This is a genomic window from Pseudomonas sp. NPDC089534, assembly GCF_044749305.1.
Classification (GTDB): Bacteria; Pseudomonadota; Gammaproteobacteria; order Pseudomonadales; family Pseudomonadaceae; genus Aquipseudomonas; species Aquipseudomonas ekonensis.
On sequence record NZ_JBIVHR010000025.1, the window covers coordinates 20272 to 34676 of the forward strand.

The window sequence follows — 14405 nt, forward strand, 5'->3', positions numbered from 1 at the left end:
CAACCAATCTCTCCCAGACCACCCCAATCCCTGTGGGAGCTGGCTTGCCAGCGATGGCGGCCTGCCAGCCGACCAATCCCCACCTGACTGCCCCCAATCCAACTGTGGGAGCCAGCCTGCTGGCGATGGCGGCCTGCCAGCCAACCAATCTCTCCCAGACCACCCCAATCCCTGTGGGAGCTGGCTTGCCAGCGATGACGTCCTGACAGCCGACCAATTCCCACCTGACTGCCCCCAATCCAACTGTGGGAGCCAGCCTGCTGGCGATGGCGGCCTGACAGCCGACCAATCTCTCCCAGACCACCCCAATCCCTGTGGGAGCTGGCTTGCCAGCGATGACGGCCTGACAGCCGACCAATTCCCACCTGACTGCCCCCAATCCAACTGTGGGAGCCAGCCTGCTGGCGATGGCGGCCTGACAGCCAACCAATCTCCACCAGACCACCCCAATCCCCCATAGAACCTGACTGCACTTCAGAACCGAAATGTTTAAAGGCTGTTGCAGATTTGCCGAACCCTCCCACAAGGTTTTCAGGTTGTCCGTCGGAAGCCCGCTCTCTAGTCTTGGGTTGTCGCTGACACCTCAGCGGCCGGGTGTGAGAACCCGCATGAGCTTGAAACTAGCGCCAGTACCACCATAATTGCCGCCAGCTGATCGGCTGTCGCAATGCTCTATGGCGGCTGTGTGCGGGCAGACTTCGGTCTGGCCGGTTTTCTGCTCACCGGTTTCTCACTCCGCACATGGTTGCCACCTCTTTTCGTCGCGTGAGAAACGGCGGTTGGAGGTGCCTCGATAACGAGCAGAGGTATTGATGAGCAAAGTCATCCCCGATCCCCCCTACAACATCACCACCCCCTTCGCCGCCGACAACCGTGCCGAAGACCTCGTCAAGGACCGCAACGCCTCCCGCCACGCCCTCGATTTCTATCTCAATCCGGAGCCCGCCAACCCGCCTCAGCCCAGCGAGATGTTCATGGTGCATCCCAACATCGATTCCGAAAGCCTGCTGGTCCATGCCTGCGAGTCCCTGGCCTCGGCCAATGTCATGTCCGGCAATTTCGCCAACGAACTCAACGGCCCGCAGCGCAGCACGGCGCTGGCGATCCAGCAGATCGTCATGCTCGCCGAGCTGTCGGTGAACCGGGCGCTGGATCGGGTCAAGCCCAACGGGCTGGGCATCGTGTAACCGTTCGGTGCAGACAGGCCGGCCCTTCGGCGCCTGATATGCCGCTTTCGCCAGCCTGTCTGCCGACCAACCTTTACCTGACCACCCCAATCCCCGGTGGAATCTGGCTTCAGTTCAGCGCCGAAATGTTTAAAGGCTGTTGCAGATTTGCCGAACCCTCCCACAAGGTTTTCAGGTTGTCCGTCGGAAGCCCGCTCTCTAGTCTTGGGCTGTCGCTGACAACTCAGCGATCGGGTGTGGAAACCCGAATCCAAGTAGATGCAATGCATTACCACCGTAAGCGTTGCCGGCGTCTTCTTTCGTCTGCAAACTGCGTCACGGCGGCTGTGCGTGGGCAGACTCAGGTCTGGCCGGTTGCCTACTTATCGGTTTTCCACCCTGCGTACAGCTGCCACCCTTTTGTCGTGTGGAAACGGCAATCGGATGGCTCCCATTGCCAAGTAGGAGCTTCTCATGAGCAAAGTCATCCCCGATCCCCCCTACAACATCACCACCCCCTTCGCCGCCGACAACCGTGCCGAAGACCTCGTCAAGGACCGCAACGCCTCCCGCCGCGCCCTCGATTTCTATCTCAATCCGGAGCCCGCCAACCCGCGTCAGCCCAGCGAGATGTTCATGGTGCACCCCAACATCGATTCCGAAAGCCTGCTGGCCCATGCCTGCGAGTCCCTGGCCTCGGCCAATGTCATGTCGGGCAATTTCGCCAACGAGCTCAACGGCCCGCAGCGCAGCACGGCGCTGGCGATCCAGCAGATCGTCATGCTGGCCGAGCTGTCGGTGAACCGGGCGCTGGATCGGGTCAAGCCCAACGGGCTGGGCATCGTGTAACCGTTCGGTGCGGGCATCTTCGGTGCCGGGTACATCGCCATTGCCAGCAGGCTGGCTCCCACAGAGGTTGCGCACGACGCAGATCCACTGTGGGAGCCAGCCTGCTGGCGATGAAGGCCCAACGGATGTCCCGTCAGTTCTTGGTCTCGATCTTCCCGCCCGCATCCGGGTCGTAGAAGTCGGGGATTTCGTATTTGTATTTCTTCAGCCACCGCTGCATCGCCAGTTCCCGTTCGGTGGCCGTGGCGGTCTGCGGGGTGGGGGAGGCGGCCTTGTTGCGGCTTTGCAGCAGCAGCCAGCCTTCGGTTTCCTGTTGCTGGGCCGAGGCCGGGCCGGCGTCGATGGCGTGGGCGCCGAGGGGCAGGCTGAGCAGGGTCAGGCAGCACAGGCCTTTGAGGGTGTTCATGGCGGCCTCCTTGGGGTTCATTTGAGTGTCGACGGCTGCGGGTCGGCGACGACGGCGACCTGGTTGCCGGCGGCGGGCCGGGTGGGGGCCGGGGCCTTGAGCCGTTCTGCGCGCTGCTGGGCTTCGGTGAACTGTTCCGGGGTCAGGTGGGCGCGGCTGACGATTTCGGCGGCCTGCTGCCAGTTGTCCTGGTACAGCAGCAGGGTGACCAGGTTCAGGGTCGCCAGCGGGTTGTTCTGCTGAAGCTCGATGGCGGTGAGGAATTCGAAGCGGGCGTCTTCCAGGCGCAGTTGATTGAGGTACACCACGCCCAGGTCGTTGCGGATCTTCTCGTTGGTCGGGGCCAGGCGGGCGGCCCGTTGCAGGTGGGCCTGGGCCTGGCCGTTGTCGCCCCGGGCCGCGTAGAGCTGGCCGAGGCCGTGTTCGGCGTCGGCGTTCAGGCACGAGCCCAGCAGGCTGCGGTACAGGGGTTCGGCCTCGCTGCGCCCGAGCAGGCGATAGACCTTGGCCTTGCGCAGGCGCACCTCGCCAAGGTTGTCGGGCAGGCTTTGCAGGTTGGCCAGGCTGGCGTGCAGCTTGCCGTCGTTGGCCAGGTCGTCGGCCAGGTTCAGGGCCAGTTCCTGTTCGGAGCTCAGCTTGCTGCAGCCGGCCGGCGCGAGGATCGCCGTCCATGGCGCCTGGCCGTCGGTGGCGCAGCCGCCGAGCATCAACAGGGTCGCCATGACCATCAGTGCTTTCATCAAACGCTCTCCCTAGCCAGGTTCAGGACGCGAACGCCCGGGTAATCGCAGTGAAACCGGGGCCGGCCAGCACGATCAGCAGGGCCGGGAACAGAAACAGCATCATCACCACCGACATCTTCGCCGACATCTTCGAGATGTATTCCTGCAGGCGCGTCAGGCGTCGGTCGTCCAGCAACTGCTTGAGCGCCAGCAGCGATTTCATCGCGCCGCCGCCCTGCTGGATCAGCTGTTGCAGGATCACGCAGGTGTCGGTGAATTCATCCACCGCCAGCACGGCGGCGGCCTTGTTCAGTTCCTGGCCGAGCTCAAGGCCCGAATCGACGCGGCCGAGGATCAGGCGCAGTTCGCGGGTCAGCTCCGGCAACAGCTTTTGCCCTTCGAGGCTGAGCACGCGCAGGGCCTGCTCGACGGCCATGCCGGATTCGAACAGGATGCGCAGCAGCGGAATGAAGGTGGACACTTCCACCGCGATGGTCTTCTGCCGGCGGGCGGCGGCGAAGGCGAGCAGGCGTTTGGGCAGCAGGTAGCCGCCGCCGGTGGCGAGCATCGGCACCAGCCAGCCGTTGGCCGCCTGGGGGAAGAACACTTCGCGCAGGAACAGGCCCAGCCCCAGGGTCAGCAGCGGGGTGCCGATCTGGCAGGCGGCGTACAGCGAGCGTTCGCTGGCCCGGCGCCAGCCGAGGCGGGCGAGCAGGGTCTGGGTTTCGCTGTCGATGCTCACCGAACGCTGGCCGAAGCGGCTGCTGCCCAAGGCCCGCAGCCACTGGCCGACGCGGTTCTCGCGCACCAGGTGCCCTTGCAGGCGCTGATTGACCTGGCGCACCCGGCGCCGTTCGGTCAGCAGGTGGTTGGCCACCAGCAGCAGGGCGCCGAGCAACAGCATGAGGGCGGCCAGGATCACCATCTCAGACGCTCCTCAGCATGCGCCACAGCAGCAGGCTGCCCGCCACCTGCAGCAGCACCGCGACGATCAGCATGGTGTGGCCCGACGGGTCGTTCCACATGCTCAGCATGTAGCCGGGGTTGGTGAGCATGAAGTAGCTGACCAGCAGCACCGGCAGCGAGCCCAGCACCCAGGCGGTCATCCGCGTTTCGCCGGTCAGGGCGCGCAGTTGGCGGGCACCCTGGTCGCGTTCGCGGATCAGCTTGATCAGGTTCTCCAGCAGTTCGCTGGCGTTGCCGCCGTAGCGGTGGTTGACCTTCAGGCCCAGGGCGAACATGCGCAACTCATCCTGTTCGTAGAGTTCGGCGAAGTCGCTCACGGCGTCCGGCAGGTTGACCCCCAGCTGCACGTTGCGCTGCACCCGGCCCATGGCGCTCTTGAGCGGATCCTCGCTGCTCTCGATGCCGCCCAGCACCGCGTCGCTCAGGGTGCGCCCGGACTTGAGACTGCGCACCGTGTGGTCGAGCAGCTGCGGCAGTTGCTCGATCATGCGCTTGAGGCGGCTGCGGTACAGCCAGGCGATGTACAGCCGCAGGGCCAACGGCGGCGCCAGCAACGCGGTCAGCAGGCCGAACCAGTCGGCCAGCAGGAAGCCCAGCAGCATGGCCACGATCCACAGGGTCAGCCACAGCCCGAAACGCTCGCTCGGCCGGCCCAGCCCGGCCTGCAGGAACATCCGCTCCAGCGGCGCCCAGGCGGGTTTGGCCACGGCGGTCTGCGGCTGGCCCGCCGCGAGGCGGTTGAGCACCCGTTCGTTGGCGGTCTTCTGCACGCCGTGCAGGAACAGACGGATCGACAGCCCCAGCAACAGCAGGCAAATGGCGATCAGGATCACCGGCCCCATCATCATGAAAGCTCCGAGCGGCCCAGGCCCGTTTCGTGGCGCAGCTTGTCGCCGGCCGGGTTGACCGCCTCGCGCAGGAAGCCGAACCCGGTGCGCCGGTCCAGGCGGAACAGGGTGTTGGTGACGTAGACGTCTTCGCGCACGCCCACCACTTCCACCACCTCGCTGACGCAGCGGCGGCCGTCGGGCATGCGGGTCAGCTGGATGATGAGATCCAGCGCCGCGCAGATCATCTGGCGCAGGGTGCGCTCGGCCACGCTGCGGCCGGTCAGGCCCACCAGGGTCTCCAGGCGCAGCAGCGCGTCCTGGGCGTTGTTGGCGTGCACGGTGCTCATGGAGCCGTCGTGGCCGGTGTTCATCGCCGTCAGCACGTCGAGCACTTCGACGCCGCGGATCTCGCCGAGGATGATCCGGTCCGGGCGCATCCGCAGGGCGTTGCGGATCAGGTCGCTGGCCTTCACCTCGCCGTGGCCTTCGGCGTTCGGCGGACGGGTCTCCAGGCGCACCACGTGGGGGTGGCCCAGTTGCAGTTCGGCGACGTCCTCGATGGTCACCAGCCGTTCGTGGGGGTTGATCAGCTGGCTGAGGATGTTCAGCAGCGTGGTCTTGCCGGTGCCGGTGCCGCCGCTGATGAGGATGTTGCAGCGCCGGCCCACGGCCTCCTGGAAGCATTCGAAGATCGGCAGGTCGATGGTCTGCATGGCGATCAGGTCGCTGCTCTTGAGCATGTCCTTGCGGAACTTGCGGATCGACAGGCACGGCCCGTCGAGGGCGATGGGCGGGATGATCGCGTTGACCCGGCTGCCGTCCGGCAGGCGCGCGTCGACCATCGGCGACGACTCGTCCAGCCGCCGTCCGAGGGGCGCGAGGATCCGTTGCATGACCCGCTCGACGTGGTGCGCGTCGATGAAGCGCAGGTCGCTCTGGTGCAGCACGCCGTCGCGCTCGATGAACACCCGGTGCGGGCCGTTGACCAGGATTTCGGTGACGGCGCTGTCGCGCAGCAGCACTTCGAGGGGGCCGAAGCCGGTGAGCTCGTCGACGATCTCTTCGGCCAGGCGCTCCATCTCGTAGCGGGAAATGGCCAGGTGCAGGCGGGCGATGTACTCGGCGACCTTGTCGATGACGAACTGCGCCAATTGCTGGCGCGAGCCTTCGAGCAGGTTTTTCCCGGACTCCTCGATGGCGTCGATGATGTAGCGGTGCAGCACCAGCTTCAGGCCTTCGTGGTCGGCGTTGCCGGTGGGGCTGCGTGCGGGGGCGCCGAACAGTTTTTCCGGGGTCATGAGGTGCCTCGCAGGCGGTCGAACCAGGTGACCTTCGGTTTGGAAAGGCCTTCGGAGCGCTTGGCCAGCCGCTCGCCGAGTGTGCGCAGGCTCTGGGTGAGCTTCTCCCGGGGAGCCAGCTCGAACAGGCTGACGCCCTGGTTCTTGGCGTTCAGGCGCAGTTCCGGGCTCAGGGCCAGCACGGCGATGACTTCCAGGTTGAAGGTCTTGCCGAGGGTGTCCGAGTCCGGCGCGACGTTGTTCAGGTAACGGTCGATCAGCAGGCGTCCGTGGTCGAGCTTCATGCCCTTTTCCCGCCACAGGTTGTACACCGCCAGGTTGCGCCGGCAGTCGAGGACGTTCTGGTCGGTGTACCACAGCAGTTTGTCGCAGTGGCTGACGAAGGTGCGCAGGGCTTCGCTGTCGGGCTGGCCGGTGAGGTTCACCACGATGTGCTGGAAGTGCTGGCGCAGGGCGCTGAGCAGCATGTACAGCTCGGCGGCGCTGGTGCTTTCCAGCGGTTCGTCGTTGTCGGCGTAGGCCAGGATGCGCAGGCCCGCTTCGGCGCTGGTGAAGGCGCTGTCGATCAGGGTGGCGTCGAGCCGGCGCAGATGGCGCAGGGCGTCGCCGAAGTGGAAGGAACTCTCCAGGCCCAGCAGCGCCAGGCTGTCGCCCCGGGGCAGGCCCAGGTCCAGCAGCAGCGTCTGCTGCCCGCTCTTCTGCACCACCAGCGCCATGTGGTTGGCCAGCAGCGCGCCGTCCGAGCCGCCCTGCACGCCGTACATCACCGTCAGGCCGCCCAGTTGCGTGTTCGGCGCCACCGGCGGCAGGCGCTTGCTCAGGCGCCGCACCAGCCCGGCGACTTCACTGGAACGCGAGCCGTAGGCGACGAAATCCCGGGCGCCGGCGCGCATGGCGTTGAGCACCAGTTGGTTGTCCATGCCGTCGCCGAGGGCGACGATGGCCAGCATCGGCTTGGCCTCCAGCGCCCCTTCGATCAGGGCGCACTGGGCCACGACGTGGTCGCGGTCGAGGCCGACGAACACGAGGCTTGCGAACGTGACGTCCACCAGCGCCAGCAGTTCGTCGAGGCTGCCGCCGCCGGCGCTCACCACCTGCCCCAGCGGCGCGAGGGCGTTCTGCAGCCATTCCAGGTCGGTGCTGTTGCGGGTGATGGCGAGGAACGTCTGGCTCAGGCTCTGGCTCATTGGGATAACCCGCTGCGCTTGTCGAAGTTGCCGTTTTCCAGGAAGAACATGCGGTAGAAGTTCGGGTCGTAGTTGCGCAGTTTCTCTCCCGGCAGCGCCGGCAACTGCGCCTGCGCCGACAGCGGCTGCACCAGGTGCGGGGTGACGATCATCAGCAGTTCGCGCTCTTCGCGCTTGATCTGCGAGCTCTTGAAGAACGCCCCCAGCACCGGGATGTCGCCCAGGCCCGGAAACTTGTCGACCTGGGAGGAGTTGGTGGTGCTGATCAGGCCGCTGATGACGAAGCTTTCGCCGTCGGCCAGGGAAATGCTGGTGTCGGTGCGGCGGATGGTGAGGGCCGGCACGGTGGTGCCGGCGATGTTCACGGCGTTGCTGAAGTCCAGTTCGCTGACCTCCGGCGCGACCTTCAGGGCGATGCGGTCATGGCCGATGATGGTCGGGGTCAGGGTCAGGCGGATGCCGAATTCCTTGTATTCGATGGACACGCTGTCGCTGCCGGAGCTGGGCACCGGGATGGGAATCTCGCCGCCGGCCAGGAAGCTCGCGCTCTGCCCGCTCAGGGCCACCAGGCTGGGCCGCGCCAGGGTGTAGGCGAAGCCGCTGCCTTCCAGCGCGTTGATGATCGCCATGGTCTTGCCGCCGATCCACGAGAAGTTGAACAGCGTGTTGTCCACCGGCAGCTTCGGCGTCGGCACGCCGTCCACCGGCGGCAGGGTGCCGGGGGAGCCGAAGAGGAAGTTGCCGCGGGTGCCGATCAGCGAGGCGGTGGCCTGCTTGAGCTTGGTGCGGCTGACTTCGACGAAGCGGATGTCGGTCTGCACCTGCGACGGCAGCTGCGGGTCGTCCGACGGCAGCGCGCCGGCGCTGGTCAGGGCGGCGGTAGCGGCGCCCTGGACGAACACCATGCTCTGGCGCGGCTCCTTGGCGCAGGCGGTCCAGACCATCAGGCTGGTGGCGCCGGGGGCCATGCCGGTGAGCAGGAACGAGGAACTGCCGTTGGCGTGCACGTCGGCGATCTTCGGGTCGCCGACGGCCAGGCGCGTGATCGCCACCGGCGACTGCATGTCCTGCTGCAGGCCCTCACCGATCTCGATCACCGGCGGCAGCCGGCCCAGGCTCGCACAGTTGCCGGTGGCCGCCAGGGCGGCGTCCATCGACAGCCCGGTCAGCAGCAAGGCCATGAGCGCGTTTTTGAACGTCGGCCGGAAGCGACTCTGCATGCACTTGGATCCTTGCTCAGTCATGGGGTCTGTTGGGTGATCTGGTTGCCGCGGATGATTTCCACCGCCGTCCGCGGGCTGCCCGCGCTGCGTTCGGCTGCCGGCGGTTTCGGTGCGCTGCCCAGGGCCAGTTGGGTGAACTGGAAGAGTTGGCTGTCGGCGGCGTCGAGGTGCTTCGGCGCCTCGTGCTCGCCGGCCCAGTACCTGGCCAGGCGCTGTTCTTCGCTGCTGCGCACCGCCAGGCGCAGGGTGCCGACCTGGGTGGCGAGCATCAGCCGGCTCAGCAGGGGTTCGGGCACCGCCAGCACCACGGTGCGCGCGGCGATCCGGCGCTGGTCCTGCTTGAGCTTTTCGTCGGCGCCCAGGGCCGGCGAGGCGGGTTGGCCGTCGTTGGTCAGGCCGTACTGCTCGCCGACGCCCAGCACGCGCAGGGCCGGCACGACGGTCTGCGCCGACTGCTGCGGGTTGCTGGCGTCCTGGCGCAGGTACAGCAGCACATCGACGTAGTCGCCGGGGATCAGTTGCCCGGCGGCGCCGATCACTTCGTCGACCGCCACCGCCAGGGCGCGCTCGTCGCGGCGGATCATGCGCGCCAGCGTGCCGCCGGCGGTGAAGCTGTCTTCGTTGAGCCAGGTGCCGGCGCCCAGGTGGCGCCAGGGCATGCGGCCCACCGCCTGCTCCAGGGTGCCCAGGCTGCCGGCCGGCGCGCTGCGCAGCTTTTCGATGGCAAGGTCGGCGGCGGTCAGCGGTGTGAAGGGGGGAACGTCATGCAGCAGCACCACCACCGGTTGACGGGTCTGGTCTTCGGCGGCGGCGACGGTTTTCTCGACGGTGGCCGCCGGCGCGGCGGGGGCGGCAGGGGCTTCGGCGACGGGGGCCGGCTGGCGGCTGAGCACCAGGCCCCAGTAGCCCACCACGATTGCCCCGAGCATAAGCAGGGCCGCAAGGCCCAAGGTGACGCGACTGTTCATGACGGCTCTCCCTTTCCTGCTGCACCTCTGGCCCGCACTTTCCTGAACAAGGGAACTTCGCAATCAGGCAGCTATGAACATGCAACGATTTGGCTATTTCCACGCTAGCTGATCCGAGCCAAAACGCCATTACTGCCCGGAAAATAACCTACGAAAGTAGGGGCGGCGGCCAATTAGCAGACGCAAACCGCGGCGTCACGAACGGATTAATCCTTTGTGATTAATCCGTTCTTACAGTTGTTGCGCCGGGCTTTGTTGGCAATGCTCAAATGGCACGGTGGAGGCTTTGCCGCCGTTGCGTGAATCGGCGCCAGGCGCGCAAAGGAGTGGACGTATGCTTCGCATGATCATTGATTATCTGGTGGCCCGGGCCCTGCTGTTCTTCAAGAAGGATGACGGCGCGTCGGCGATCGAATACGCCATTGTGGTGGCGATGGTGGCTGTCGTCGTCGTGGTGTTCGTGACCCCGGTCGGCGCCAGGGTGCTGAACATCTTCAACGCCATCCTGACCTCCCTCGGCGGGACAACGGTGACCCGTCCGGTGATCCCTTGAGCGAATTCCCCCCTGTTCTCGTCGGTGCCTGCCCGCGGCCCTTGAGCGGGTGCGTGCAGGCATTGCCCTAGCGACCGGATCCCCGGTGTCGGAAGGAGAACGATCATGTTCCTTGATTACCTGATGATGCGTGTGCGTCTGTTTCTGGCCCGCACCGATGCGGCGTCGGCCATCGAGTACGCCATTGTCGTGGCGATGGTGGCGGTGGTGGTCGTGGTGTTCGTGACCCCCGTGGGGGGCAGGGTGCTGGCGATCTTCAACAACATCCTGGTGGCGCTGGGCGGCTCGGCGCAGACCGCTCCGGCGCAGATGCCTTAGCCGGGCCGGTCGCCTGCGGCGAAAGCCCCGCTACACTCGGTTCCACCTTTTGCCTTTCAGGGATTGCCCATGACTGCCTCCTCTTTGCCGCGCCAACAGTTGCTTCTGGTTGACGATGAGGAGGACGCGTTGCTGGAGCTGGCGGAACTGCTGGAGGGCGAGGGGTTTGTCTGCCACACGGCGACGTCGGTGAAACTGGCCCTGCACCACCTGACTCGGCATCCCGACATCGCCCTGGTGATCACCGACCTGCGGATGCCGGAGGAGAGCGGCATGTCGCTGATCCGGCGGCTGCGCGAGCATACGTCCCGTGAGCATTTGCCGGTGATCGTGACGTCGGGCCATGCGGACATGGAGGACGTCAGCGACATGCTGCGGTTGCAGGTGCTGGATCTGTTTCGCAAGCCGATCTATCACGTGAGGCTGTTGGAGACGCTGGATAATTTGTTTCCCAGGCCTAAGGTGAATGTGTCTTGAGTGTTTGGCCGCTTGGTTTGTTGGCCTTGGCGGCCTTTGGACCGACCAGGCTGTGGGGTGTTTTGGGGGCATATCCGTTTCTTCGGGTGAGGCGGCTGGCGGTTCCGCCCTTACGGCGGGTCACTTTTTTCAAACGCCAAAAAAGTAACCAAAAAGGCTGGCCCCGGCGTACGGCCCCTCGCTGAGGCTCGGGGTCCCTTCGCTCCGGGATTCATCCGGGGGCATCGGCTACGGTTTGCTTCGCTGCACCTCCTTCCGATGTGTTTGGCTTCGCCAAACGGCGCTGCGCGCCCACCCCCGGATGAACCCCTCCGCTCAGCCTTCCGAAGGGGCCGGCAGATCAAGATCAAGATCAAAAGCGAGGCGAGCTGACACTCGGCCTTTTGAGAAGCACGCGGTGGCGGCCTGACAGCCGACCAGCTCCTCCCAGACCACCTCAGACCCTGTGGGAGCTGGCTTGCCAGCGATGGCGGCCTACCAGCCGACCAATCTCTCCCAGACCACCTCAATCCCCTGTGGGAGCCAGCCTGCTGGCGATGGCGGCCAGACAGCCGACCAATTCCTCCCAGACCACCTCAATCCCCTGTGGGAGCCAGCCTGCTGGCGATGACGGCCTGACAGCCGACCAACCTCTACCTGACTGCACCCGACCCAACTGTGGGAGCCAGCCTGCTGGCGACAGCGACCTGACCGCCAACCCAATTCCTCCCTGCCTCATCCCGCTCCACTGCCATGCTTCAACCTCCGGCCCACCAGCCCTTCCCTCAGTTCCCCCCGATGAATCCCACAACAAAAATTGACGCCATCCATTTGACTTTTAGATGGTGTCTAAATGATGGCTCGTGTACATTCCCCGCGCCCGATCCAGAGACGCTGACGGGTCGGTAGGGATACCTGATCAGAACGATGAACCCTGCTGGAACATTTTCACGTTTTGGAAGGGAATCTGGTTTGAACACCTCTCGTCTGCGCCGTTCTTTGCTGGCGCTGTCCGTCGCTGCCGCCTCCTTGCACGCCACCCCCCTGATCGCCGCCGATCTCAACCACAACCTCAGCGGCGGGCCGTTGAGCAGCAGCCTGCAGTCCTGGGACCAGATCACGCTGAACGGCACCGGCGTCATCCCGCCCGGCCCGTCGTCGAGCCTGACCTACGGCGCCCAGTTCTTGGGGCTGACGGCGTCGCGGGAGGTGGTGAACAACGGTGCCATCCAGATCGACGGCGCCAATCACGGCACCGGCATCATGCTCGGCTACTCCGGGGCCGTGCCCAGTCATATCGTCTACAACCTGCGCAACGAGGGCTCGATCAAGGTTCATGGCCTGACGGGTTCCGGCAGCAACGACGGGATCTCCGACATCGGCAGCACGCTGGGCGGTTCGGTGATCAACAACGGGCTGATCGAGGTCAGCGGAGAGCGGCCGGCGGGTGTCGCGCTGGTGCACACCGCCATGAGCGGAATCAGCAACAACGGGACGATCGATGTCAGCGGCGCCGACTCCCTGGGCCTGTTTCTCGACGGCGCCAAGCTCACGGGGATCATCAATAACACCGGCACCATCCGCGCCAAAGGGGCGAACGCCGAGGCGGCCAGCTTCGAAGGTGTGGTCTTCAACCATTCGGTGGGCACCGGCGGGTTTATGCTGTTCAACTCCGGCACGATTTCCGGTGAGTCCATCGGTGTCCGCGTCAGCGACCAGCCGGTCGGCGGCCTGCCCTTTGTGATCTTTCAGCAGCAGGGCCTGATCGAAGGCGGCGACGCCGCGATCCAGGTGGACGACGGCGACAGCTTTTTCCACTTCTATGGCGGTGAAGTCAAAGGCGACCTGCTGGGGCTTTCCGGCGTGATCATCGACGGCGACGCCACCTTCGACGGTTCGACCATCCGCTCAGGCTACGTCACCATCGAGGACGGCACGCTCACCCTGAAGAAGCCGCACACCACGATCATCGGCGACTTCGACATGGAAGAGGCCGATTCGGTGCTGGAAATGTACCTGGGCAACGACACCAATCCGGCGTTGCCCGTGCTGAAGGTCACCGGCACCACCGACATCGCGCCGGGTGCGCAACTGCGCCTGCTGGCCCGCACCAGCGACTTCAGCGTCACCCCCGGCGGCCAGCGCTACACGCTGATCAGCTCGGGCAACCTGGTCGGCGGCAACAACCTGACGGTGACCTCGTCTTCGGCGCTGCTGGACGTGAAGACCTTCGGCATCGAAGGCAATGATGTGATGACCGTGGTCACGGCCAAGTCGGACGAAGAGCTGACTCGCAACACCCTCGCGGTGGGCGGCAGCCGCAACGCGGCGACGGCGGTGGGGCGCCTGTCGGCGGTGATGTCCCGGATGAGCGAGCAGGATCCGGTGTTCCAGGCGTTCGCCAATGCCGGCACCGATGCGCAGCTGACCAGGCTTTCCGAGACCCTGAGCCCTGACGTCAGCCGTGGCGTGCTTCATGCGGCCACCAACAGTCAGACGCTGGTGTCCGGGGCGATCAATGAGCGTTCCAGCCGTGCCCGCAGCGGTCAGGCAGGAACCGACAAGGGTGTCTGGCTGCAAGCCTTGAGCAGCGACGCCAACCAGGACGAGCGCCGTGGCGTGAGCGGCTATGACGCCGACAGCCACGGTATCGCGGTGGGCGCGGACGGCCAGTTGAACGCCGACACCACGGTCGGCCTGGCCTACAGCTACCTCGACACCGATGTGAAAACCGACCGCGGCAACAAGACCCAGGTCACCGGCCATGCCTTGACGGCCTACGGCAACTGGGTGCACGACAACTGGTTCGTGGACGCCTCGGTGATGTACGGCTGGAACGACAACGAATCCCGGCGCTACATCGCCGGCACCCGCGCCAAGGGCGATTACGACAGTGACGTGTTCGGCGTGAGCGCGCTGGCGGGCTACAGCGTGCGGCTGTCGCCGGCGCTGGTGCTTGAGCCGCAGGTCGGCGCGCGCTATGCGAATGTGTCGATGGACAGCTACCGCGAGAAGGGCAGTTCGGCGTCGCTGAACGTCGGCAGCCAGCGCTACGAAGTGGGCGAGATGGGCGTCGGTGCGCGTCTGGCCGGCGCGTTCGCGGCGGGCGCCGGCAGTCTTGAGCCTGAAGCGAAGCTGATGGCCTGGCATGACGTGATCGGCGACAAGACCGGCACCACTTCGTCGTTTGCGCTGGGCGGCGAGTCGTTCGCCAGCCGTGGCACCACGCCGGTGCGCGACAGCTACGAACTGGGCCTGGGCGCCAACTACCGGATGGGGGCGTGGAGCGTGGGCGGTTCCTACAACTACGTGACCGCCAGCGGTTTCGACGCCGACGGTTTCACGGCGAAGGTGCGTTACGCCTTCTGACGCCTCGGTGCCGGAGGTGCCGGCGTCATCGCGGGCAGGCTCGCTCCCGCAAGGTTGGCGGACATGCGCAAAACCTGCGGGCGCCCGCCGGCCG

14 protein-coding genes are annotated in these 14405 nt (G+C 65.8%); 6 read left to right on the plus strand and 8 right to left on the minus strand.

The genetic code is table 11. The features are described from left to right. Positions 1–812: 812 nt before the first annotated feature. Positions 813–1187, plus strand: coding sequence for a DUF6124 family protein (locus ACIP0B_RS10420; RefSeq protein WP_400831695.1), 375 nt, complete (start codon positions 813–815; stop codon positions 1185–1187). A 453-nt stretch (positions 1188–1640) separates the two neighbouring features. Beyond that, entirely contained in the window at positions 1641–2015 is a 375-nt protein-coding gene (locus tag ACIP0B_RS10425; protein ID WP_400831697.1) for a DUF6124 family protein, read from the plus strand. Positions 2016–2148: 133 nt separating this feature from the next. Here the strand turns inward: ACIP0B_RS10425 and ACIP0B_RS10430 are convergent, their stop codons facing one another. Genes ACIP0B_RS10430 through cpaB form a run of 8 tightly spaced genes read right to left on the minus strand, consistent with a single transcriptional unit; the run spans position 2149 to position 9615 of the window. After that, positions 2149–2421 (minus strand): DUF3613 domain-containing protein, encoded by a 273-nt coding sequence (locus tag ACIP0B_RS10430; RefSeq protein ID WP_400831699.1) that lies wholly within the window; start codon positions 2419–2421, stop codon positions 2149–2151. A 17-nt stretch (positions 2422–2438) separates the two neighbouring features. Next, on the minus strand, positions 2439–3161 hold the full coding sequence (locus ACIP0B_RS10435) for a tetratricopeptide repeat protein (RefSeq protein ID WP_400831700.1): 723 nt from the start codon (positions 3159–3161) through the stop codon (positions 2439–2441). Positions 3162–3183: 22 nt separating this feature from the next. Beyond that, entirely contained in the window at positions 3184–4068 is an 885-nt protein-coding gene (locus ACIP0B_RS10440) for a type II secretion system F family protein (protein ID WP_400831702.1), read from the minus strand. A 1-nt stretch (position 4069) separates the two neighbouring features. After that, complete coding sequence (locus ACIP0B_RS10445; protein ID WP_400831751.1) at positions 4070–4954, minus strand: type II secretion system F family protein; 885 nt, start codon at positions 4952–4954, stop codon at positions 4070–4072. Next, complete coding sequence (locus ACIP0B_RS10450) at positions 4954–6237, minus strand: CpaF family protein (protein WP_400831703.1); 1284 nt, start codon at positions 6235–6237, stop codon at positions 4954–4956. Before ACIP0B_RS10450 ends, ACIP0B_RS10445 begins: the two co-directional genes overlap by 1 nt. Further along, positions 6234–7424, minus strand: a complete 1191-nt coding sequence (locus ACIP0B_RS10455; protein WP_400831705.1) for a CpaE family protein — start codon at positions 7422–7424, stop codon at positions 6234–6236. The genes ACIP0B_RS10450 and ACIP0B_RS10455 overlap by 4 nt, the downstream gene beginning before the upstream one ends. After that, entirely contained in the window at positions 7421–8644 is a 1224-nt protein-coding gene (locus tag ACIP0B_RS10460; protein WP_400831707.1) for a type II and III secretion system protein family protein, read from the minus strand. The genes ACIP0B_RS10455 and ACIP0B_RS10460 overlap by 4 nt, the downstream gene beginning before the upstream one ends. Positions 8645–8664: 20 nt before the next feature. Then, positions 8665–9615 (minus strand): Flp pilus assembly protein CpaB, encoded by a 951-nt coding sequence (cpaB, locus tag ACIP0B_RS10465; protein ID WP_400831708.1) that lies wholly within the window; start codon positions 9613–9615, stop codon positions 8665–8667. 343 nt (positions 9616–9958) lie between these two features. On the opposite strand from cpaB, the gene ACIP0B_RS10470 reads away from it, so the two are divergent. From ACIP0B_RS10470 to ACIP0B_RS10485, 4 genes are all read left to right on the plus strand, one after another. Then, complete coding sequence (locus tag ACIP0B_RS10470) at positions 9959–10168, plus strand: Flp family type IVb pilin (protein ID WP_085582961.1); 210 nt, start codon at positions 9959–9961, stop codon at positions 10166–10168. 105 nt (positions 10169–10273) lie between these two features. Continuing rightward, entirely contained in the window at positions 10274–10486 is a 213-nt protein-coding gene (locus ACIP0B_RS10475) for a Flp family type IVb pilin (RefSeq protein ID WP_400831710.1), read from the plus strand. A 69-nt stretch (positions 10487–10555) separates the two neighbouring features. Further along, positions 10556–10963: a response regulator gene (locus tag ACIP0B_RS10480; protein WP_400831711.1), complete on the plus strand. Its 408-nt coding sequence runs from the start codon at positions 10556–10558 to the stop codon at positions 10961–10963. A 951-nt stretch (positions 10964–11914) separates the two neighbouring features. After that, positions 11915–14311, plus strand: coding sequence for an autotransporter domain-containing protein (locus ACIP0B_RS10485; RefSeq protein ID WP_400831712.1), 2397 nt, complete (start codon positions 11915–11917; stop codon positions 14309–14311). The last annotated feature ends 94 nt before the right edge of the window (positions 14312–14405 follow it).

Coding starts and splice junctions, on each gene's coding strand:
- ACIP0B_RS10450 (WP_400831703.1), bottom strand. CDS start 6,237: ATGACCCCGGAAAAACTGTTCGGCGCCCCCGCACGCAGCCCCACCGGC.
- ACIP0B_RS10480 (WP_400831711.1), top strand. CDS start 10,556: ATGACTGCCTCCTCTTTGCCGCGCCAACAGTTGCTTCTGGTTGACGAT.
- ACIP0B_RS10470 (WP_085582961.1), top strand. CDS start 9,959: ATGATCATTGATTATCTGGTGGCCCGGGCCCTGCTGTTCTTCAAGAAG.
- ACIP0B_RS10455 (WP_400831705.1), bottom strand. CDS start 7,424: ATGAGCCAGAGCCTGAGCCAGACGTTCCTCGCCATCACCCGCAACAGC.
- ACIP0B_RS10440 (WP_400831702.1), bottom strand. CDS start 4,068: ATGGTGATCCTGGCCGCCCTCATGCTGTTGCTCGGCGCCCTGCTGCTG.
- ACIP0B_RS10425 (WP_400831697.1), top strand. CDS start 1,641: ATGAGCAAAGTCATCCCCGATCCCCCCTACAACATCACCACCCCCTTC.
- cpaB (WP_400831708.1), bottom strand. CDS start 9,615: ATGAACAGTCGCGTCACCTTGGGCCTTGCGGCCCTGCTTATGCTCGGG.
- ACIP0B_RS10435 (WP_400831700.1), bottom strand. CDS start 3,161: ATGAAAGCACTGATGGTCATGGCGACCCTGTTGATGCTCGGCGGCTGC.
- ACIP0B_RS10475 (WP_400831710.1), top strand. CDS start 10,274: ATGTTCCTTGATTACCTGATGATGCGTGTGCGTCTGTTTCTGGCCCGC.
- ACIP0B_RS10420 (WP_400831695.1), top strand. CDS start 813: ATGAGCAAAGTCATCCCCGATCCCCCCTACAACATCACCACCCCCTTC.
- ACIP0B_RS10460 (WP_400831707.1), bottom strand. CDS start 8,644: ATGCAGAGTCGCTTCCGGCCGACGTTCAAAAACGCGCTCATGGCCTTG.
- ACIP0B_RS10430 (WP_400831699.1), bottom strand. CDS start 2,421: ATGAACACCCTCAAAGGCCTGTGCTGCCTGACCCTGCTCAGCCTGCCC.
- ACIP0B_RS10445 (WP_400831751.1), bottom strand. CDS start 4,954: ATGATGGGGCCGGTGATCCTGATCGCCATTTGCCTGCTGTTGCTGGGG.